Genomic DNA, 20,193 nt, shown 5'->3' on the forward strand with positions numbered 1-20,193 from the left:
CTGACGAGGAGTTTCCCGATGCCGATGGATGCGGGCGAGATCGAGCGCATGATCCGCGAGGCCCTGCCGGACGCGCAGGTGGAGATCCGCGACCTCGCGGGCGACGGCGACCACTACGCCGCCACCGTCCTGTCGGCGGCCTTCAAGGGCAAGACCCGGGTGGCGCAGCACCAGATGGTCTACGGCGCCCTCCAGGGCCGGATGGGCGGCGTGCTCCACGCCCTTGCGCTGACCACGGGCGTCCCGCAGGATTGAGCCTTCTCGCGGGAGCGCTCCCGATGGACCGACCGAGTCTCTACGACGACGACATCGTGACCTGGGCCGAGGAGCAGGCGGCGGCCCTGCGCGCGCTGGCCGAACGGCCTGAGCTGTCGAACGCGGTCGATTGGGAGAACGTTGCCGAGGAGATCGAGAGCAAGGGGCGTTCGCATCTGCGGGCCGTCGAAGGTCTGCTGATCCAGACGCTCGCCCACCTCCTCAAGCGCGCGTCCGCCCCGCTCGCGCCGGCCAGCCTGCATTGGCGGGAGGAGGTCGCGACCTTCCAGATCACCGCCTGGAACGCCTACGAAGCGTCGATGCGGCAAAGGCTGAACTGGAGCAGGATCTGGAAATCGGCCGTCACGGCTGCCGAGGCTGGTCTTAGCGCCTATGGGAACGCGCTGCTCCCGGGGCTGCCGGAAGCCTGCCCGATCCGTCCTGAGGATCTGCTGACCGAGACTTTCGATATTGAGCGCGCACTTCGTACGATCGCCGCTTCGGTTGCGCGCCGCTGACTCAGACCTCACATACGACCGACGAACAAGGACAGAGCGATGACCGACGTCAACACGACCATCCAGAACGAGATCGCCTCCCAGGACGTGGTGGTGTTCATGAAGGGCACGCCGCAGATGCCGCAATGCGGCTTCTCGGGGCAGGTGGTGCAGATCCTCAACTACCTCGGCGTGCCGTTCAAGGGCGTGAATGTCCTGGCCGATCAGGAGATTCGGGAGGGCATCAAGGCCTTCTCGAACTGGCCGACCATCCCGCAGATCTACGTGAAGGGCGAGTTCGTCGGCGGCTGCGACATCACTCGCGAGATGTTCCAGTCGGGCGAGCTGCAGACTTTCCTGTCCGAGAAGGGCGTGCCGGTGAAGACCGCCGCCGCCTGACTCTTTTGAGACTCGGCACATTGGATGAGGGCGCCCGCGGGCGCCCTTTTTCGTGCCCGTCTTTGCGAGCGCAGCGAAGCAACCCAGGGCAGCGCGAGCTCGGCGGGCGTGGCGCCGCTGGATTGCTTCGCTCCGCTCGCAAAGACGGCAACCGACTCAGCGCGGCTCCCGCGCCACGAACAGCGCCACGCAGCCGACGACCGTGATCTCGACCGACCGGAACCGCCGGTCCAGCGCCGCGCGCAGCGCCGGCAGCGTGTCGGCGGCGTTCGAGAACACCCCCTTGCGGTTGTAGACCCGCATCAGCGCCCGCGCCGCGCCCGTGGTCGGGACGCCGCCCGACAGGATCGTGGCGCCGAACACCACGCCGTCGTCGGCCAAGCACGGTCGCACCGTGTCGAAGGCCTTCGCCTTGGCGGCGATGTCGCCCGGCAGGCAGTGCAGCAGGTAGGTCATCCCGATCGAGTCGAACGGCGCGATGCCGCTGGCCGGCGCACCGAGCACGTCGACCCGGTATGTCTCGGGCCGGTAGCGCGCGATCCGGTCGGCCGCGAAGGCGAGGCTGTCGGCGTTGAGGTCCATCAGGCCGACCCGCGGCGCGGGCGCCGGGAACCGGCATCGGTCGAGGTACCAGCCGGTCCCGACCCCGACGTCGAGATGCGCGAGGCCCGCGTGCCGGTCGTAGAGATCCAGGATCCGCGCCGTCGGGCAGCGCCAGATCAGGGGGTTCGACAGGCGCAGCACCACGAGGTCGTAGATCTGTAGCGTCCGCGGATTGTAGATCGCCTGCCCGGCTCGGGTGTCGGTCGCCATGGCTCTCCGTCAGGCCCCCTGTGGGCGGCGCGCATTCGCCTTCGCCGCCGCGATCGCGTATATCAGACCCTTTCCAACGTATGGATCGTTTGAACGCCATGGCGACGCCGTCGCTCGACAGCGCCCGCGCGGCCGATGCCGCGATCGAGAAGGCGCCGGATCTCCTCCCCGAGGCGCTGCCCGGCCGCCGCCCCTCGCTGGTCGGCCTGACCCGCGACGCCCTCAAGGCGCAGCTCATCGGCATGGGCGTGCCCGAGCGCGAGAGCCGGATGCGCGCCGGCCAGGTCTGGCACTGGGTCAATTTCCGCGGGGCGTCCGACTTCGCCGAGATGACCAATGTCGGCAAGGCGCTGAAGGCGCAGCTCGCCGAGCACTTCACCCTGGAGCGGCCGGAGGTGGCGAGCCGGCAGGTCTCGCGCGACGGCACCCGCAAGTGGCTGCTGCGCATGGCGCCGACCAACCGGCAGGAGCACAATCGCGGCGCCGAGATCGAGTGCGTCTACATTCCGGGGCCCGACCGCGGCACGCTGTGCGTGTCCTCCCAGGTCGGCTGCACGCTGACCTGCTCGTTCTGCCACACCGGCACGCAGCGCCTCGTGCGCAACCTCTCGGCGGCCGAGATCGTGCAGCAGCTCGTCACCGCCCGGGACGAGCTCGGCGACTGGCCCGGCCAGATGCCGAGCCGCGACGCCGGCGGCTCCGGCGAGGTCGGCCGGCTCGTGACCAACATCGTGTTCATGGGCATGGGCGAGCCCCTCTACAATCTCGACGCCGTGGTCGACGCGGTCGGGGTGATGTCGGATCAGGAGGGCCTCGGCCTCTCGCGCCGCCGGATCACGGTCTCGACCTCGGGGGTCGTGCCGCAGATCCCGCGGCTCGGCGAGCAGGCCAACGCCATGCTAGCGATCTCGCTGCACGCCGTGCGCGACGACCTGCGCGACGAGCTGGTGCCGCTCAACCGGAAATACCCGATCGCCGAGCTGCTCGCGGCCTGCCGGGCCTATCCGGGCCTGAGCAACGCCCGCCGGATCACCTTCGAGTACGTGATGCTGAAGGGCGTCAACGATTCGGACGCGGACGCGCGGGAGCTGGTGCGCCTGCTCAAGGGCATACCGGCCAAGATCAACCTGATCCCGTTCAACCCCTGGCCGGGCAGCCGCTACGAGTGCTCGGACTGGGACCGGATCGAGCGCTTCTCCGAGATCGTGTTCAACGCCGGCTACGCCTCGCCGGTGCGCACGCCCCGGGGCCGGGACATCCTGGCGGCCTGCGGCCAGCTCAAGAGCGAGACCGAGAAGCTGCGCGCCCGCGCCCGGCTGATGCAGGAGGAAGGCATCGGCGTGGAGAGTTTTTACGCCGGCGCCGACGACTGACACCCGTCTTTGCGAGCGCAGCGAAGCAATCCAGAGTAGCGCCACGCGCACAGATGGCGCGCAGCCCTGGGTCGCTTCGCTGCGCTCGCGATGACGAGGTGGCTCACGCCGCAAACCGCCGCTCCTCCGCACGGCGAAGCGGCATCTCCGCGGCCCCGACCCATTCCGTGCGGTGCCGCGGCAGGGCCTCCGGGTGCTCGGCCTGGAGCCACGTGATCATCGCCTCGCGGACCACGCAGCGCAGGTCCCAGGCCTGGGGCGCGTTGCGGGCGCTGACCAGCATCCGGATCTCGATCGTCGCTTCCTTCGCGTCCGAGACCTGAAGGTTGACCACCTTGCCGTCCCACAGGGGCGTGGCCCCGGCGATCTCGGCGAGCTTCCCGCGCATCGCCGCGACCGGCGCCCGGTGGTCGACGTAGACGAACACGCTGCCGATCAGCGAGGCGCCGTCGCGGGTCCAGTTCTGGAACGGCTTCTGGATGAAGTAGGTCAGGGGCAGGACCAGCCGGCGCCAGTCCCAGAGGCGGACCACCACGTAGGTCGCGGTGATCTCCTCGACCCAGCCCCACTCGTTCTCGACGATGATCGCGTCCTCGATCCGGATCGGCTGGGTGATGGCGATCTGGATACCGGCCACGAGGTTCGACAGGACCGGCTGCATGGCGAGGCCCAGGACGAGGCCCGCCGCGCCCGCCGAGGCCAGGAGGCTGACGCCGTACTGGCGCACCGGCTCGAAGGTCATCAGCGCCACCGACAGGGTGACGAGCGCCACCAGCGTCACGCCGGCCCGCTCCAGGATGCGCATCTGCGTAAAGTGCTTGCGCGCCAGGAGGTTGTCCTCGGCGTCGAGCTTGAACCGCCGCAGGTAGATCACCGTGGCGATGTGGAGCGCGGTGGCGCAGCACCAGCCGGTCAGCGTCACGAAGGCCACCAGCAGGATCTGGTTGAGGGCGATCCGCACCTCCCAGGACAGGTGCACGGTGGTCGAGGCGAGGCTGATCGCCACGACGATCAGGCCGAGGCGGCTCGGCCCGCGGGTGCGCGCGACCAGCGAGCGCCAGAACAGGCTCTTGCCCGCGACCGCCCGCTTCATCGCCCGGTAGACCACCCCGTGCAGGGGCATCACCACGGCGCAGCAGGCGACGATGAGGATCAGGCTCTCGGCCCACCACGGCAGGTAGGCCAGCGCGCGGGCTGCGGAGCCGGCGAGCGCGTCGAGGTCCGGCATCGGGCATCGCTCCACGGGTTCCGAACGGGACCTGTGGGAATGGGTGGGCGCTCGCGGCGGTTCCGCAGCGCACCATGTGCCCGCCGCAATGCAGCAGCCCGACCCGGCGGGTTGCGCCGTGACGTCCTAGTCGGATCCGGACGACGGCCTCCGCACCACCGTCCTTGCGAGCGCAGCGAAGCAATCCAGGGTAGCGCCACGCTCACCGATGGCGCGCTACCCTGGGTCGCTTCGCTCCGCTCGCGATGACGGGCGGGAGCACCGATCGAAGCGTCCGAACGCCGCCCTACTTCGCGGCCCCGACCGTCACGCTGCCCGAGGCGGTCCGGCCGAACCGCGCCGGCCGGTACATGTCTTCCACGGTGGCGCCCGGATGGACGTAGGTCCCCGGCGAGACCGCACGCACCGTGTAGGCCACCGTGAAGAAGGCCGACTGGCTCGGGTCGCGGTCGTAGGCGGCTACGAAGCGGTCGTCCCGGAACTCGGTGTGGACCGGCTGCACGTCGGACTTGGCGAAGGCGAGCCCCTGGAGGGCGTCGGCGTCGAGGAGCTTCGGATTGTCGATCTCCAGCCCCGCCGGCAGCGGATCGACCAGCAGGAGCCGCGCCGCCTCCGCCTTGGCCTCGGTGACCTTGAGCACCACCACCAGCCTGTCGTTCTGGCGCAGGCCGCTCGCCGGATCGACGACGCTGCCGTCGAGGCGGCGGAAGCTGCGCTCGATCGTGTAGCCCTGCTGCGCCGCCGGCTCCGGCACCAGGGGGCTGCCGTTGACGGTCACGGCCACCTGCACAGGCGCGCGGCCGGTATTGGTGAGCTGCACGCCCCGGTCGGCCAGGGCCGCCTCCCGATAGACCCGCGCCAGCATCCCGGTCTGCGGGGCGCCGTCCAGGGTGAACGAGAGGGCGCCCGCCTCGTTCGACAGGCTCTCGGCGGCGAGCACCAGCCAGGCATTCTCCTGCGTGCTCGTCGAGCGCTCGGATTGCTGCTCCTCGCCGAGCGCGGAAGCCGCGGGGCCCAGCGCCCCCTGCGCCAGCCCGCTCTCGGCGGCCAGGGTGATGAGCCCGGCCCCGTCGCGCAGGCGGGAGCCGTAATCGGCGCGGTAGACACCCTTGTCGCGCTCGGCGCGCAGGACCGTGAGCGCCGATTCCATGGTCTTGGCGGCCCGGCCGCGGTCGCCGAGCAGCGCCAGGGCGGCGGCGAGCTGCGCGCGCCCGAGGGCGGAGGAGAAGTCGCCGATCTTGGTGTCGGCGAGGTAGCGCAGGTCGCCCATCACCGGCCGGCCGTTCCGGGCGAGCACGTAGGCCGCGTAGGCGAGGTCGGCGCCGCCGTTGCGCACCTCGGTGGCGTTGGCCACCGCGTTGCGCAGGTAGTCGAGGGCCTGGGCGAAGGCCTTCTGCGGCACCGCGAAGTTGCGCTCGCGGGCGCGGGTCAGGAAGTCGGTCACGTAGGCGTCGAGCCAGAGGTCGCTCGATCCCTGCGCCGACCACAGGCCGAAATCGCCGCTCGAATCCTGGCGGGCGAGCAGGCGCTCGATCGACTCGCGCACCCTTTCGTCGGCGCCGTTGTCGAGGGCGAGCTTCTCCAGCGCCGCGAGCTTGTTGACGTAGAGCAGCGGCATCGCCCGGCTCACCACCTGCTCGGAGCAGCCGTAGGGGTAGCGGTCGAGCGCCCGGAGCAGGGCCGCCACGTCGACCCCGGGGAGGGCCGTGGCCGAGAGCGAGACGCTGCCGGTGCCGGGCTGCAGGTCGGCGAGGAGGTCCGAGGTCAGCGTCAGGTTCGCCCCGGGGGCGAGGCTGCGCACCGAGCGGCGCAGCAGGGCGCCCGTCCCCGGCGAGATCCCGAGGGCGAAGCTCTGGTTGAGGGCGGCCGGGAGGCCGGGCCCCGACAGGGCGAGGTCGAGCCGGGCCGTGCCGGGTCCGGCGGCGGTGAGGGGGATCGCGAACTGGCCCTTGGCGCCGGCCTCCAGCCGCAGCGTCTGGCGCAGCGCGCTGGCGCCGACCACGACCGGGCCGGTCGGGCTCAGGTCGACCGTGTACTCGCCCGCCTGCCCCTCGACGTTGTCGAGGGCCACGAACAGGCGCGATCGGTCGCCGGTGTCGAGGAAGCGCGGCAGCGTGGCGCTGAGCACGACCGGGTCGCGGATGATCACGTCGGCCTGCGCCTGCCCGACCCGGTCGCCGCTCCAGGCTGTGACCATGACGCGGCCGGTGCCGTTGAAGGCCGGGATCGGGAAGGTGACGCTGGCCGCGCCGTCCGACCCCACGGTCACCACGCCGGAATAGAGCGCCAGCGGCGCCTGGGTCGGCGGGGAATCGGCGAGTTCGCCGCCGCCCGCGTCGCCGCCGGAGCGGATCGCCCCGGCCGAGCCCTGCATGCCGTCGATCAGGTAGCCGTAGAGGTCGCGGACCTCCGGTCCGAGCGCCCGCTGGCCGAGGAAGTACTGGGTCGGGTCCGGCGCCGCGTAGCGGGTCAGGTTGAGGATGCCGACATCGACGAGGGCCACGGTGATCCGCGCCGGCTCGCCGGCCTTCAGCCCGGTGAGCTGGACCGGCAGGGTCAGGTCCTGGCGCGGGCGCGCCCGCGCCGGCGCCTTCAGGGCGACCCCGAGGCTGCGGCGCTCCCGGTCCACCGAGAACCACGCCAGACCCAGCGCCCGGCCGGGCAGGCGCTTGGCCGCCTGGTCGAGGGGCCGGTAGGCGGTGGCCACCAGGTAGGCGCCGGCGCCCCACTCGGCCTTCACCGGGATGCTGACCGTGGTGCCGCCCTCCGGCACGCTGACCTCCAGGGTCTGGTGCACGCGGTCGCTGACGACCATCAGGCTGGCCTGACCCTTGAACTTCGGGCTGAGCTTGGCCCGCAGCGTGTCGCCGGCGGCGTAGGCGGCCTTGTCAAGGGTCAGGTCGAGCAGGTCGGGCGCCTCCGCGGTCTCGGAGCCGCCCCAGCCCACCTCGAAGCCGAGGCTCGCACCCGCCTCCGGGGCGCCCGCGGTCGAGACCTCCAGCCGGTAGCGGCCGAGGCCGACCGGCGCCTCGATCCGGCTCGGGCCGGCGGCCGTGAGGTCGACGGTGCCGCTGGCGACGCGCCGGGCGGACTTCACCGCCTCGAACGACCAGCGCCCGTCCGCCCGGTACCACTGGTAGGAGGAGTCGATCCGCGACAGGGTCCAGCTCACGCCCGGCCGGGCAACGAGCGCCCCATCGGGGCGCGCGAACACCGCGTCGAAGCCCGCGATCCCGCCCTCCTTGAGGTCGGTGAAGCCCTTGCGCAGGGCGAGGACCGGGCTCGCCGGGAGGATCGGCAGGGTCAGGCTGCGCGACAGCGCCCGGCCGCCGGGCTCGCCGACCGCCAGCGTGATCTTCGCCTCCAGCGCCCGCGGCGCCGCGACCTGGGGCACCGGCACCGTGACGGTGGCGGCGCCCTGCGCGTTCGTGGTGGCGTGGTCCTGCAACTCCTGGGTCGTCGGCTCCACGGCCTCGTCGTCGAGACCGATGGAATAATTCTCCAGCCCCTTGATGCCGCTGTTGGCCGCCGCCTGCACGGTCACGCTGCCCGACACGTCGAGATCGGAGCCCAGGGCGCCGTAGAGGTAGCGGGCGGCGACGTCGACCTGGGCGGCCTCGCCCCGGTTCAGGGCCGCCTGCCGGGCCTTGAGGGTCACCTCCAGCCGCTCGGGGACGTAATCCTCCACGAGGAAGCTGGTCTCGCCGATCGCGGGCGCCTTCGGGTCCGTGTAGGCGGAGACCCGCCACGTGCCGTGCATCGCCCCCGACAGGAGCGGCAGCGGCAGGGCCCGGCCGCCGAGCCCCTGGTCGGGCACCGAGACGCGCCGGTACTCGACGCCGTCCGGCCGCTTGACCACCAGGGTCAGCGGCAGGTCCGGCACGGCGGCGCCGCGGGGGTCGCGCAGCAGGGCGGTGAGCTGGACGGTCTCGCCCGTGCGGTAGACCCCGCGCTCCGGGAACAGGTAGGCGTCGAGGCCGCCGGTCTCGGGCCGTCCCTTCACGCCGCGGTCGGTGAGGTCGAAGGCGCCGAGGTTGAGGTCGAGGAAGCCGTAATCGCCGCCCGCCTGGGCGACCACGAGGCTCGGCGCCAGACCGCCCTCCCCGCGGGCGAGCCCGGGATCGAAGGCGACGTGGCCCTGCGCGTCCGTGGTCCGGGTGCCCAGCACCTCGTTGTTGCGGGCGACCAGCCGGATCTCGGCGCCCGGCATCACCTGCGCGGAGGCGAGCGAGCGCAGGACCACGGTGACCCCGTCCCGGCCCTTGGTGGCGGTGAGCCCCAGGTCGGAGACCACGAACCACTGGGTCGCCTGGGTGTCGTACTCCTCGTCGGAGGCGGCCGTGCCGGAGGGGCGGGCCAGCATCACGTAGAGGCCGGGCTCGAGCTTGCCCATGGCCTGGAGGACCGGGAAGGCGGTGACGGCCTCCTGGTTCAGCTCGGCCTTGGCGGTGTCGAGGGTGCCCTTCCAGACGCGCTGACCCTTCTCGGACGCGATCGTCCGGGCGGTGGACCCGCTGAGCTGGCCCAGGAAATCCTCCGACCGCAGGGTCGGCAGCAGGCCGCGATCGCCGATCCGAAGCACCTCGACGTCGAGCTTGGGCGCGTTCACCGAGACCAGGGGCACGCCCGCCTGGCCGGTCCGGGGCAGGACGTAGTTGCGCCCGGTGAAGCGCACCTGCGGGGCGCGGTCGCGGACGTAGATCTCGTAATCGGCGGCCTTGAGCAGGCTCTCGCCGACCGCGGAGGGCAGGCCCTGGCGGACCACGATGGCGTAGCGGCCGCCGTGCTTGAGCCCGTCGACGCAGACCTGGGAGCCCTCCCCGGTCACGGCGGCCGCGCTGCTGCCGGAGACGGCCACGAAGGGGGCGTAGTCGGTCTTGGGGCGGATCGCCTCCGAGAAGGTGAAGCAGGCCCGGGGAGCGGCCGCGTCGGAATCGACTTTGTAGTCGAGGACGCGGAAGCCGTGTTGCGCCCGCACGGTCTCGTAGGTCTCCCGGACCGAACCGGTCTCGGCCAGGGCGAGGCTCGCCGCGTAGGCGTCGAGCGCTGGGCGCCAGGATTCCTGCTCGGCCTCGGCGGCGCCGAGCGCCGCCAGCGCGGCCGCGGCGTCGGCCGCCGTGCCGGCGCGCTCGTAGGCGCGGTAGGCGGCGGCCGTCACCCGCCCGCGCAGGCGCGACCGGCCCTGGTAGTCGTTGTCCTCGAGGGCACCCAGGGCCGCCGCGGCCCCCCGGGCATAGGCCTGCCAGTTGCGCGCGTCGGCCGGATCGGCCGCCACCGCGGCGGTCAAAGGCGCCAGCGCCTCGTCGGGCTTATCGGCGGCGAGCAGGGCCAGCCCGGCCGCGCGGGACTGGCCGGCCGGCCGCAGCGGGCCGCCGGCCTCCGCCTTGAGCGCGGTCTCCAGGCGGACCGCCGCGCTGGCGAGGTCGGCCCGGACGAAGGTCCTGGCGAACGGCGCGGCGACAGCCGTCGCCGGGCGGGGCGCGGTGCGGGCCGCAGGTGGGGACAGGGCTGGCGCGGTCTGGGCGAGGGCCGGATTGCCGGCGATCCCTCCGAGGAGCGCCAGGGCACCCGCGAGCCGTCCGAGCCGCGCCATCAGCCTGTTCCCCACCCGCAATCCCGATGATTCGTCCCGGGTCCCGTCGCGCCGGAGCCTAGCACCGGCGGTCGGGCTCGCAACGCTTCGGATCGCTGTAGGCCCTGCCCGGCCTCGCGCCGAGGCTCAGAACGCCTTCAGCACCTGCTCGGCATGCTCGACGGCGACGGGGCCGGCGAAGCAGTGGGAGACCAGGGCGCGGTAATCCTGCCAGGGCTGCGAGCCGGTGAAGTCCTTGGTGTGGGCCTCCAGCGTGTCCCAGTGGATCAGCAGGCGGTAGCGCTGCGGATGCTCGATCGAGCGCCGGACCTCGAAGTGCCGGCAGCCCTTGGCCTGCTTGAAGATCGCCGAGGCCTCGGCGATGCCCTTCTCGAACTCGGCCTCGAGGCCGGGCTTGATCTCGATCTGCGCGATTTCGAGGATCATCGGTGCGGTTCCTGTCTCAGGTGTGAAGGGCGCGGCCGAGCTTGGCCGCGAGGATGCGCTGCGGGCTTAAGGTGGGGTCGGCCTGGGCGGCGACCGGCAGGTAGGCGGTCTGCTCCAGCATGTAGCGGCCGCCCATGGCGCCGTGCATCACGAGGTCCGAGAGGGTCCCGGGTGAAGGCGCGGACGCGGATCAGCAGCCGGCGCAGGGACTCCCGCTCCTCCGGCGTGCCGGCCGCGCCGCGCAGTTCGGCGGCCGCGCCGCGGATGCAGACGTTCTCGGCCCTGCCGTCCGCGAAGGGCCGCTCGGTGAACCGGCGCTCGAACGCGCTGAACGGGAAGGGCAGATCGGGGAACAGCAGCACCGCCGCGGCCTCCAGCCCCCGCGCCCGGGAGCCGGACGCCTCGCCGGGGACAATTCTGCGGATCGGGGTGATCATCGTCTGCGCGCCCGCGGCCGTCACGGTCCGGCCCCCTCTAGCGGAGCCGCCGGGGGGAGGCCAGGGCCGCGCATTTCCGGTGGACGGCGGGTGTCATCCACCGGCGCGGCGGTGGGCACCCGCCGGATCGGCTTGCGCAACCGCTTCGTTCCCGGCACGTTCCCCGGCCAGCACCCGGCCCGAGAGCCCGGCGGAGGATGGCGCCGATGGCGACCCTGAAGGAATTCGAGGAGGCCCTGCGCGAGCACGGCATGAACATGGCGCTGGCGCTGCTGGAGCGCCTGCGCGAGCGCGATCGCGCCACCCGGACGGTGAAGCCCGCCCGGCGGCTGACCGGACAGAAGATGACCCCGGAACTCGCCCGGGCGATCCTGGACCTGCACGCCACGACGGGCATGACCCAGCAGGAGATCGCCTTCAAGGTCGGGGTCAACCAGGGCCGCGTGAACGAGGTGATCAAGCGCGGCAAGTGGCTGAGCGACGACCCGAACGCCCCGGAGGCCGTGGCCCGCGACAAGGCGGTGGCCCGGATGCGCGGCGACCCGAAGCCCAGGAAGGCGGCCGCCGCGCGCCCCGCCTCCGGGCGGGCCAAGGAGCGCAAGACCGCGCCGCCGAAGGCGCGCAACCAGGGTCAGCTGGCGCTGGGGGATCTCTGAGGGGCTGCCGCGCCGTCGTCCTCGCGCGGAGCGAGGCAACCCAGGGCAGCGCGATTCTGCGAAGCGCGGCGACGCTGGATCGCTCCGCTCCGCTCGCGAGGACGGTGCGGGCTCCCGCCTCGGATGCCCCGCGCTCTCACCCGGCCGGCGCGAAATGGCCCCGGTAGCGCGCCCCGATCACCTCGACCGGCAGCGCGACGAACACGTCCGTCGTTCCGAACTGGCGGTCGATCACCGCGCCGTCGCCGAAGGTGGCGCCGAGGCGCAGGTAGCCCTTGATCAGGGGCGGCAGCGCCTGCAGGGCCGCCTTGGCGTCCACCGCCTCGCGCGGCATCCGGTCCATCGCCACCGCCCGCTCCGGCAGCGCCCGGGCCCGCCAGCCCTCCGGCGCGCGGGCATGGTGGTGCAGGAAGGCGAGCGGCAGGGCCAGCCGGTCCGGGTCGGTGCCCTCCAGGCTCGCGCAGCCGATCAGCGCGTCGATCCGGTGGTGCAGGACGTAGGCGTAGATCCCCTGCCACAGCAGCTCGACGGTCCGCTTGCTCCGGTAGGGCTTGAGCACGCAGGAGCGGCCGAGCTCGAGGAGCCGCCGATGCCCCTGCGCGGCGAGAAGCGGTGCGAGGTCGTACTCGCTCTCCGAGTAGAAGCCGGTATGCCGCTCGGCCACCTCGCCGCGCAGCAGCCGGTAGGTGCCGACGACCTTCGGGCGCGGCTCGACGAAGGGCTTCTTCCGCCGCGGCGCCGCGTGGTCGAGGACGAGGAGGTGGTCGCAGACCGCGTCGTAGCCGTCGACGTCGCGCCGGGACAGGGCGGCGAGCCCGGAGGGCACCGCCGACATCTCCCCGTAGAAGACCTTGTAGCGCAGCCGCTGGGCCCGCCGGATCTCCGATTTCCGCGTCGCCAGCCGGACCTCGAGGCTGCCGATGCGGCCGAGGCTGCGGCCCTCGAACGGCTCGGGCAGGCGGATCGCCCGCTCGGCCGAGAGCACGTCGTCGATTCCGCCCACGCCCGCGACGCCCGGCAGCGGGACCGACCGGCGGCGCAGCTTGGCGATCGGCGCGCCGACGCCCCACTGCACGCCCCTGTGCCAGCCGGCTCCGAGCGCGCTGTAGGCTCCGCGGGCGAGATTGGCGACCATCGTCGGGTTCACTCCGGGTGCGCATCCGTGCACCGTCGAATCCGACAGAGAGCACGACGGCCACACGCCATTATGACAGCCGCCACGAGAAAGCGCCCCGGCCGGGGCCGGGGCGCTCCAAGAACCTGATCGGTACCTGATATGGACCTGACGGTTCCCGCGCGGGGCGGGGTCAGGCGGCCTGCTGGACCGCGTCCTTGCGGACGTCGCCCTCGATCACCGGGGCGCTGGGGCGCGCCGCCGAGGCGATCTCGATGCGACGGGGCTTCTTCGCCTCCGGAACCTCGCGGACGAGGTCGATGTGGAGGAGGCCGTTCTCCAGCGCCGCACCCGTCACCTGGACGTGGTCGGCGAGCTGGAACCGCCGCTCGAAGGCGCGGGCCGCGATGCCCTGGTGCAGGAACTCCGCCCTGCCCTCGGCCTTGCGCTCGCCCTTCAGCGTGAGCGCGTTCTCCCGCACCTCGATCGACAGGTCGGACTCGGTGAAGCCGGCGACCGCGACGGTGATGCGGTAGGCGTTCTCGCCGGTCCGCTCGATGTTGTAGGGCGGGTAGGTCGGGGCCGCCTCGGCGCTCGCGAACTGGTCGAGGGCGGAGAACAGGCGGTCGAAGCCGACGGTGGAGCGGTACAGGGGAGCGAGATCGAACTGACGCATGACATATCCTCGTCTGAGCAACATGCAATTCCGGTCCGCCCGATGGGCCGGACCCGTCTCTCGTGCCGCCTGACGGCCGGCACAGACGAGATATCGGAGGGGGAAAATCGCGCTTCAAGACCCCCGGCGAGGGTCGGAAACGAGATTTTTTCGCTACGGTCGCAGAGTGCATCCGGGCGTGTATCGGACGATGCGCGGAGGCGCTGAGGTGAGGCCAGTGAGACGCTTCGACGGTGACACCGGGCGCGAGCCGCCGCTCCTGACGCTGCGCAGCACGCCCGACAACCCGGTCCCGCCGGGCGGCACGCTGATCGCCGTCGGCACGCGCGACGACTGCACCCTGCGGGCGGCCTACTGGCAGACCACGGCGCGCACCTGCCGGGGCACCGTCTGCCTGCTCCAGGGCCGGGCCGAGTTCATCGAGAAATACTACGAGACGATCCACGAGCTGCGCGCCCGGGGCTTCGCCGTCGTGGCGTTCGACTGGCGCGGCCAGGGCGAATCGGACCGCCGGGTCGACGACCCCCACAAGGGCCACGTCGCCCGGTTCGACGATTACCGGCTCGACCTGCGGGCGGTGGCCGAGACGATCTTGGTGCCGCTGATGCCCGAGCCCCATGTCGGCCTCGCGCATTCCATGGGCGGATGCGTCGCGCTCCTCGCGGCCCTCGACGGCGCGCTGCCGTTCCGGCGGCTGGTGACCCTGGCGCCGATGCTTTCGATCCGGATGGTCCGCTGGCCGGCCGGCGCCGCGATCCTGTCGCGGGGCCTGCAGCGGCTCGGCCTCGGGAGCCGCTACATCCCGTTCGGCAAGCCGGTCTCGATCGCCACCAACCCGTACGCCGGCAACCGCCTGTCGCGCGATCCCATCCGCTACGCCCGCAACGCCGCGGCGGCGCGGCAGGTCGGCGCCGGCGCGGTCGGCGACCCGACGATCGCGTGGCTCGCCGAGGCGTTCCGCGCGATGGCGCGGCTGCGCGACCCGCGGGCGGCGCCGCGGATCGGGCTGCCGACCCTGATCGTCGCGGCGGGCGCCGACCCGGTCTGCGGCACGGCGGAAACCGAGCGCTTCGCCGCCCGGCTGAAGGCCGGCCATATCCTGGTCCTGCCGGATTCCCGGCACGAGATCCTGACCGAGCGCGACGCGATCCGGCAGGATTTCTGGGCGGCCTTCGAAGCCTTCGTGCCGGGCTCGCCCCTGCCGACCCACGCGGAGGTCGAGGCGCACGCCGTCGCGGTGCCGGTCGCCTGAGGCGTCAGCCGCCGAGATCCGGGTCGATGTCCCGCGGGCGCCCGTACCGGTCGAGGTGCCCGCGGTCCGGCGCGATCTCCGCCCAGCGGTCGCCGTCGAAGTCGATCACCACGAAGGCCGCGGTCGGGAATTCCAGGGCCAGCCGGTCCCGGGCCGCCCGCGGTCCCGAGCCCGCGAGGATTGCGGCGAGGTCGCCGAGGCCCGGATTGTGGCCGACGACGATCAGCGTGGCGGCCGCGTCGGGCGCCTGCCGGATCACCCCGAGGATCCGGTCCGCCGGCGCCTCGTAGATCTCGGAATGCCAGCGCGTCTCGGGGCTGCCGAGGGCCGCCTCCATCGCGGCCCAGGTCTCGCGGGTCCGCGCGGCGGTGGAGACCAGGGCGAGGTCCGGGCACAGGCCCTCCCGCGCGAGGTGGGCGCCCACCGCCGGGGCGGCCCGTTTCCCGCGCGCGTTGAGCGGGCGCTCGTGGTCCGCCACGCCCGGCGGACGGTCGGACTTGGCGTGCCGCAGCAGGATCAGCCTGCGCATGAGCGAACCTCTGACGCGTCTCGTGGGCCGGTCTCGGGGCTGCCGGTCCGGGCGCGCGCGGCCGGACCGGGCGGCGCCCGCTCCCGCCCGGTTAGCCGAAAGCGCCGCGTGCGGGAACCTCGGCTTTGCCCGCACCGTTCCGACCGGGAGCCGTCCGCAGCACGGCCCGCGGCCCGATCCGCGGCGCGACGGTCTCTGGCCAGGAGGCTGCCCGATGGACCGATCCGCCCGCGTCACCGAGATCCTGTCGTGGTACGGGGCCGACAGCCCCGGGACCCTCACCAACCTCGCCCGGATGCTGGAGCACGGCAAGCTCGGCGGCACCGGCAAGATGCTGATCCTGCCCGTCGACCAGGGCTTCGAGCACGGGCCCGCCCGCAGCTTCGGCCCGAACCCGCCGGCCTACGACCCGCACTACCATTTCGAGCTGGCCCTGGCGGCGGGGTGCAACGCCTACGCGGCGCCGCTCGGCTTCCTGGAGGCGGGCGCGCGCGACTATGCCGGGCGCATCCCGCTCATCCTGAAGCTCAACGATCACGACCTCCTGGCCGACGAGGAGGATCCCGAGCAGGCGATCACCGGCTCGGTGGCCGACGCCCTGCGGCTCGGCGCCTGCGCCATCGGCTTCACGATCTACCCGGGCTCCGCCCACCGCAACGCCATGTACGGGCAGATCCGCGCGATCGCCGAGGAGGCCAAGAGCGTCGGCCTCGCCGTGGTGATCTGGTCCTACGCCCGCGGCTCGGCCCTGTCGAAGGAGGGCGAGACCGCCATCGACGTGATCGGCTACGCGGCCCAGATCGCCGCGCAGCTCGGCGCCCACATCATCAAGGTGAAGCTGCCCTCGGCCCATATCGAGCAGCCGGCGGCGAAGAAGGTCTACGAATCGACCGGCATCCCGATCGGCACGGCGGCCGAGCGCGTCCGCCACGTGGTGCAGTGCGCCTTCAACGGCCGGCGGATCGTGATCTTCTCCGGCGGCGCCCAAGCCGAGGAGGCCAGCTTCCTCGACGAGATCCGCGCCATCCAGGCGGGCGGCGGCTTCGGCTCGATCGTGGGCCGCAACGCGTTCCAGCGCTCGAAGGCGGACGCCCTGTCGCTGCTCGGCAAGATCACCGACATCTACGCGGGCCGCTGAGGCAGCCCTGCGTTCAGCCGCCGTCGCGGGCCAGCCGGGCGAGCCCGTCGCGGGTCGGCCCGGCCGGTCGCCATCCGAGGGACGCGAGCCCGTCGGCGCGGGCGACGAGACCCTCGGCGACGCGGGCGAACTGCGCGTCCCGGCCGGTCAGCCGGCAGGCCAGCCGGAGGAGCCCAGCCGGGACCGGGACGAGGCCCGGGCCGCGGCCGAGACCCTGTCGGAGGGCCGCGATCATCTCGGGCAGGCTGAGCGGGTCCGGATCGGCCGCCACGAGGGCGCGGTTCAGGGGGGCGGGCGCCGCCAGCACCGCGTCCACGGCACCCGACAGGCTCTCCAGCGAGATCAGCGAGCGCCGCGCCGCGAGGCCGCCCAGCGGCAGCGGGTAGGGACTGCGCGCCAGCCGCAGGAGCGCGGCCATGTTGCCCTTCACGCCGGCGCCGTAGACGAGGACCGGACGCAGCGCGACCCAGTCCAGGCCGGTCTCGGCGAGCGCCGCCTCGGCCTCCAGCTTGGAGCGGCCGTAGGCGTCGGTGGGCCGGGGCGGATCGCCCTCCCCGACCACGCCCGGCGCGCTCGCCCCGACCTGCGCGCGGATCGACGACAGGAACACGAAGCGGCGCACCTTCGCACGCGCCGCGGCCTCCGCCAGCCGGCGCGTCGCCTCGGTGTTGAGCGTGCGGTAGTCGTCCTCCGGTGCCCCCGACATAGCATGGGCGAGGCCGGCCGAGTGCACCACCGCGTCGACGCCGCTGAGGGCCGCCGCCATGTTGATCGGGCGGGTCAGGTCGCCGACGACCGCGCTCGCCGCGCCCTCCGGCACGGTCGTGGGCCGGCGCAGCAGCACGCGGACCCGGTAGCCGCGCGCGGTGAGGTCGGCGAGCAGGTGGCGGCCGATGAAGCCGGTCGCCCCGGTAAGCGCGATGAGTCCGGTCACGGCTGGGCGGCCTCTGTCACGGCTGGGCGGCACCTTCGGCGGGGGCCGGCGCCGGGGCGCGGGCGAAGCGGCGGAGCAGGGCGGCGACCAGGGCGAGCCCGGCGACCGATGCGGCGAGCGTGACCGGCCAGGACGGCCAAAACAAGGTCGCGGCGGCGAGCGCCGCCAGGGCGAGATTGGCCGCGAACACCCGTCCGACCACGCCGGGCACGGTGAGCCCGTTGACGGTGGCCCGCTGGTAATAGTGCCCGCGATGCGCCTCCCAGACCCGCTCGCCCCGCGCCGCCCGCGCGGCGAGGGTCAGGCTGGCATCGGCGAGGTAGACGAGCGGCAGCAGCAGGGCGGCGGCGAGCCCGCCCGCCAGGGCGAGCTGGCACAGCAGCCACGCGGTGACGAGCCCGACCGGCAGCGAGCCGACATCCCCGAGGAAGAGCCGCGCGACCGGCCGGTTGAACGGCGCGAAGCCCAGCACCGCGCCCAGCAGGCTCGCCGCCACCAGGGTCGGCAGCGGCGGCAGGTGCCCGGCGAGGCCGATGAGCAGGAGCGCGCCCGCCACCGGGACGATCTCCGCGACCGTCATCCAGTCGAGCCCGTCCATGAAGTTCGTCAGGTTGACGAACCACAGGCCCGCCAGCAGCGCGAGGCCGCGCTCCAGCCAGAGCGGCAGGCCGGGCAGCAGGCGCCCGTCCAGGTGCCAGACCAGCAGGCCGACCACGACGGCCTGCGCGGCGAGCCGCAGGGCGGCCGGCAGCGGCCGGACGTCGTCCACGGCGCCGAGGACCGCCAGGGCCAGGGCGCCGCCGGCGAGCCAGATCCAGTCCGGCCGGCCGCCGATCTCCGGCGCCGCGATCAGCAGGCCCGAGATCGTGACCAGCGCCGTCACCACGGCGATCCCGCCCCCCTGCGGGGTCGGCACGGTGTGGCTGGAGCGGGCGTTCGGCCGGGCCAGGGCGTAGCGCTGCAGCAGCGGGCGCAGGCGCAGGATCAGGCCCGCCGAGAGCGCGGCGGCGAGGGGCACCGCCAGGAGCAGGATCGCGGTCAGGGCGGACGGCAGGCCGGACGGGAGGGCGGACAGGGCGGGCGGCGCGTCGGGCGGCAAGTTGGGCGGCATGGCGCCGTCCTACGCGATCCGCCACCCGACCGTGAGGGGGCTACGCCGCCCGCACCGTGGCGAGGAAGCGCGCGACCTCGGCCCCGAGATGCTCGGACTGGCGCGACATCTCGCTCGCGGCCCCGAGCACCTGGGCGGCGGCGGCGCCGGTCTCCTCGGCGGACTGGGCGAGGCTCGCGATGGTGCCGGTGACCGCGCCGGTGCCGGCGGCCGCCTCGGCGACGTTGCGGACGATCTCCTGCGTGGCCGCGCCCTGCTGCTCCACGGCGGCCGCGATGCTGGAGGCCACGCCGTCGATCTCGCGGATGCGCCGGCCGATCCCGTCGATCGCCGACGCGGCCTGCCCGGTGGAGGACTGGATCCGGCCGATCTGGCCGGTGATCTCCTCGGTGGCCCGGGCGGTCTGCTCGGCGAGCGCCTTGACCTCCGAGGCCACCACCGCGAAGCCGCGGCCCGCGGCGCCGGCGCGCGCCGCCTCGATCGTGGCGTTGAGCGCCAGCAGGTTGGTCTGGGCGGCGATCCCGGAGATCAGCGCCACCACGTCGCCGACCTTCGCGGCCGCGCCGCTCAGGTCCTGGACCAGCGCCACCGTGTTGGTCGCCTCGGCGACGGCGACCCGCGCGAGCTCCGCCGAGCTGCTGACCTGCCGGCCGATCTCCTGCACCGAGGAGCCGAGCTCCTCGGCGGCGGCCGCGACGGTGTTGACGTTGGCGGCGGCGTCGCTCGCGGCGCCCGCGACGGTGCCGGACTGCCCGGCGGCCTCGGTCGCGCTGCCGGTCAGGGTCCGGGCGGTGGCCTCCAGCTCGGTCGCGGCCGCCGACACGCCGCCGACGATGCCGCCCACCGCCTGCTCGAAGGCGTCGGCCATGGCCCGGGTCGCGGCCCGGCGCTGCGTCTCGGCATCGGCGCGGGCCAGCGCCGTCTCGGCCTCCAGGGCGCGCGCGCGGACGAGGTTGTCGCGGAACACCACCACGGAGCCCGCGAGCGCCCCGATCTCGTCGCGGCGCTCCTGCCCGGAGATCGCCACCTCGGCGTCGCCCGCCGCGAGGCGCTGCGTGACGGCGGCGATCTTGCGGAGCGGCCCGCTGACGCCGCGGGTCACCAGCACGAAGGCCCCGAGGGCCACCAGGAGGGCGAGGCCGGCGAGCGCCAGCACGTTCCGCTTGGCGGCGTCGTAGGTCTGCGCGATCAGCGTGCCGCTCGCCTGCGACCCGTCGCCGTTCAGGGCGACGAGCTTCTCCCAGTCGGCCATGATGGCGCGGATGCTGTCCGACATCGTCGTGTTGTAGATCCGCTGCCCGCCGGCGACGTCGCCCGCCTCGGCCTTGGCCACCGCCTCCCGCTGCTGCTCGGCGTAGGTGGCCACGTGCTGGCGGAAGGCCGCGTAGGCCTCGCGCTCGGGCTGGGTCAGCGGCAGGGCCTCGTACCGGGCATACTGGGCGGCGAGCAGCGCGTCGCGCTTGGCGATCTGGTCGGCGACCTCGGCGCGCAGCGCGGGCGTGTCGGCGGTGATCAGGCGGACGGCGTTGACCCGCTGCCGCATGAAGTTGATGCCGATCCGGCCGAGGGCGTCGGTGGCCGGGATGCGCGTGTCGCGCAGCTGCGCGGCGGCGGACTCGATGCGGCCGAGCTCGGCCAGCGAGAGGCCGCTCGTGGCGGCGATCAGCAGTACCAGGGCCGCGAGACACAGGCCGAGCTTGGCCGCGATGGAGATACCGGCGCGCATAGGATTCGTCCCCGGTCCCGCACGTGGGACCGGGGC

The 20,193-nt window shown here is 73.4% G+C and carries 18 protein-coding genes and 1 pseudogene; 7 read left to right on the forward strand and 12 right to left on the reverse strand.

The annotated features are described in order from the left end of the window. Nucleotides 1–18 precede the first annotated feature (18 nt). The 3 genes from ABIC30_RS11960 to grxD are packed head-to-tail and all read left to right on the forward strand — an operon-like array spanning nt 19 to nt 1,151. On the forward strand, nt 19–255 hold the full coding sequence (locus tag ABIC30_RS11960; protein WP_007568343.1) for a BolA family protein: 237 nt from the start codon (nt 19–21) through the stop codon (nt 253–255). A gap of 23 nt (nt 256–278) precedes the next feature. After that, complete coding sequence (locus ABIC30_RS11965; RefSeq protein WP_354455164.1) at nt 279–773, forward strand: DUF29 domain-containing protein; 495 nt, start codon at nt 279–281, stop codon at nt 771–773. 39 nt (nt 774–812) lie between these two features. Further along, complete coding sequence (grxD, locus tag ABIC30_RS11970; protein WP_012318124.1) at nt 813–1,151, forward strand: Grx4 family monothiol glutaredoxin; 339 nt, start codon at nt 813–815, stop codon at nt 1,149–1,151. A gap of 156 nt (nt 1,152–1,307) precedes the next feature. Here the strand turns inward: grxD and ABIC30_RS11975 are convergent, their stop codons facing one another. Continuing rightward, nucleotides 1,308–1,964 carry a class I SAM-dependent methyltransferase gene (locus ABIC30_RS11975; protein ID WP_100252835.1) on the reverse strand — a complete coding sequence of 219 codons (657 nt, stop codon included), beginning with the start codon at nt 1,962–1,964 and terminating at the stop codon, nt 1,308–1,310. 98 nt (nt 1,965–2,062) lie between these two features. Between ABIC30_RS11975 and rlmN the strand changes: the two genes are divergently transcribed. Then, a complete protein-coding gene (gene rlmN / locus ABIC30_RS11980; protein WP_041372269.1) occupies nt 2,063–3,337 on the forward strand; it encodes a dual-specificity RNA methyltransferase RlmN in 1,275 nt (424 codons plus the stop codon). A gap of 103 nt (nt 3,338–3,440) precedes the next feature. On the opposite strand, the gene ABIC30_RS11985 is transcribed toward rlmN, so the two are convergent. The 5 genes and pseudogenes from ABIC30_RS11985 to ABIC30_RS31810 all read right to left on the reverse strand — a co-directional run. Next, nucleotides 3,441–4,565 carry a mechanosensitive ion channel family protein gene (locus ABIC30_RS11985; protein WP_354455166.1) on the reverse strand — a complete coding sequence of 375 codons (1,125 nt, stop codon included), beginning with the start codon at nt 4,563–4,565 and terminating at the stop codon, nt 3,441–3,443. 286 nt (nt 4,566–4,851) lie between these two features. Then, nucleotides 4,852–10,158 (reverse strand): alpha-2-macroglobulin family protein, encoded by a 5,307-nt coding sequence (locus tag ABIC30_RS11990; RefSeq protein WP_354455168.1) that lies wholly within the window; start codon nt 10,156–10,158, stop codon nt 4,852–4,854. A gap of 126 nt (nt 10,159–10,284) precedes the next feature. Beyond that, entirely contained in the window at nt 10,285–10,584 is a 300-nt protein-coding gene (locus ABIC30_RS11995; RefSeq protein ID WP_042673072.1) for an antibiotic biosynthesis monooxygenase family protein, read from the reverse strand. Nucleotides 10,585–10,600: 16 nt separating this feature from the next. Further along, entirely contained in the window at nt 10,601–10,732 is a 132-nt protein-coding gene (locus tag ABIC30_RS31805; protein WP_502915839.1) for a Kdo hydroxylase family protein, read from the reverse strand. Between the two features lie 94 nt (nt 10,733–10,826). Then, a pseudogene (locus ABIC30_RS31810) lies at nt 10,827–11,021 on the reverse strand (Kdo hydroxylase family protein); the annotation flags it as partial. Between the two features lie 206 nt (nt 11,022–11,227). Here ABIC30_RS31810 and ABIC30_RS12005 point away from each other — a divergent pair. Further along, entirely contained in the window at nt 11,228–11,677 is a 450-nt protein-coding gene (locus ABIC30_RS12005; protein WP_100252838.1) for an RNA polymerase subunit sigma-70, read from the forward strand. 136 nt (nt 11,678–11,813) lie between these two features. Here ABIC30_RS12005 and olsB read toward each other — a convergent pair whose 3' ends face one another. Together olsB and ABIC30_RS12015 are read right to left on the reverse strand one after the other, a co-directional pair. After that, nucleotides 11,814–12,812 (reverse strand): l-ornithine N(alpha)-acyltransferase, encoded by a 999-nt coding sequence (olsB, locus tag ABIC30_RS12010; RefSeq protein ID WP_205833855.1) that lies wholly within the window; start codon nt 12,810–12,812, stop codon nt 11,814–11,816. 172 nt (nt 12,813–12,984) lie between these two features. Beyond that, nucleotides 12,985–13,467, reverse strand: coding sequence for an Hsp20 family protein (locus ABIC30_RS12015; RefSeq protein WP_042673074.1), 483 nt, complete (start codon nt 13,465–13,467; stop codon nt 12,985–12,987). Nucleotides 13,468–13,684: 217 nt separating this feature from the next. On the opposite strand from ABIC30_RS12015, the gene ABIC30_RS12020 reads away from it, so the two are divergent. Continuing rightward, entirely contained in the window at nt 13,685–14,719 is a 1,035-nt protein-coding gene (locus ABIC30_RS12020; RefSeq protein WP_056523499.1) for an alpha/beta fold hydrolase, read from the forward strand. Between the two features lie 4 nt (nt 14,720–14,723). Here the strand turns inward: ABIC30_RS12020 and ABIC30_RS12025 are convergent, their stop codons facing one another. Further along, entirely contained in the window at nt 14,724–15,248 is a 525-nt protein-coding gene (locus tag ABIC30_RS12025; protein WP_042674733.1) for a SixA phosphatase family protein, read from the reverse strand. Between the two features lie 214 nt (nt 15,249–15,462). On the opposite strand from ABIC30_RS12025, the gene ABIC30_RS12030 reads away from it, so the two are divergent. Continuing rightward, a complete protein-coding gene (locus tag ABIC30_RS12030; RefSeq protein WP_020092444.1) occupies nt 15,463–16,386 on the forward strand; it encodes a class I fructose-bisphosphate aldolase in 924 nt (307 codons plus the stop codon). 13 nt (nt 16,387–16,399) lie between these two features. On the opposite strand, the gene ABIC30_RS12035 is transcribed toward ABIC30_RS12030, so the two are convergent. The 3 genes from ABIC30_RS12035 to ABIC30_RS12045 are packed head-to-tail and all read right to left on the reverse strand — an operon-like array spanning nt 16,400 to nt 20,157. Continuing rightward, entirely contained in the window at nt 16,400–17,320 is a 921-nt protein-coding gene (locus ABIC30_RS12035) for an NAD-dependent epimerase/dehydratase family protein (RefSeq protein WP_354455172.1), read from the reverse strand. Between the two features lie 16 nt (nt 17,321–17,336). Continuing rightward, on the reverse strand, nt 17,337–18,431 hold the full coding sequence (locus ABIC30_RS12040) for an MraY family glycosyltransferase (RefSeq protein ID WP_354455174.1): 1,095 nt from the start codon (nt 18,429–18,431) through the stop codon (nt 17,337–17,339). Nucleotides 18,432–18,471: 40 nt separating this feature from the next. Next, nucleotides 18,472–20,157, reverse strand: a complete 1,686-nt coding sequence (locus ABIC30_RS12045; protein ID WP_132368669.1) for a methyl-accepting chemotaxis protein — start codon at nt 20,155–20,157, stop codon at nt 18,472–18,474. Nucleotides 20,158–20,193: the final 36 nt, after the last annotated feature.

Source organism: Methylobacterium sp. 1030 (genome assembly GCF_040544715.1).
GTDB lineage: Bacteria > Pseudomonadota > Alphaproteobacteria > Rhizobiales > Beijerinckiaceae > Methylobacterium.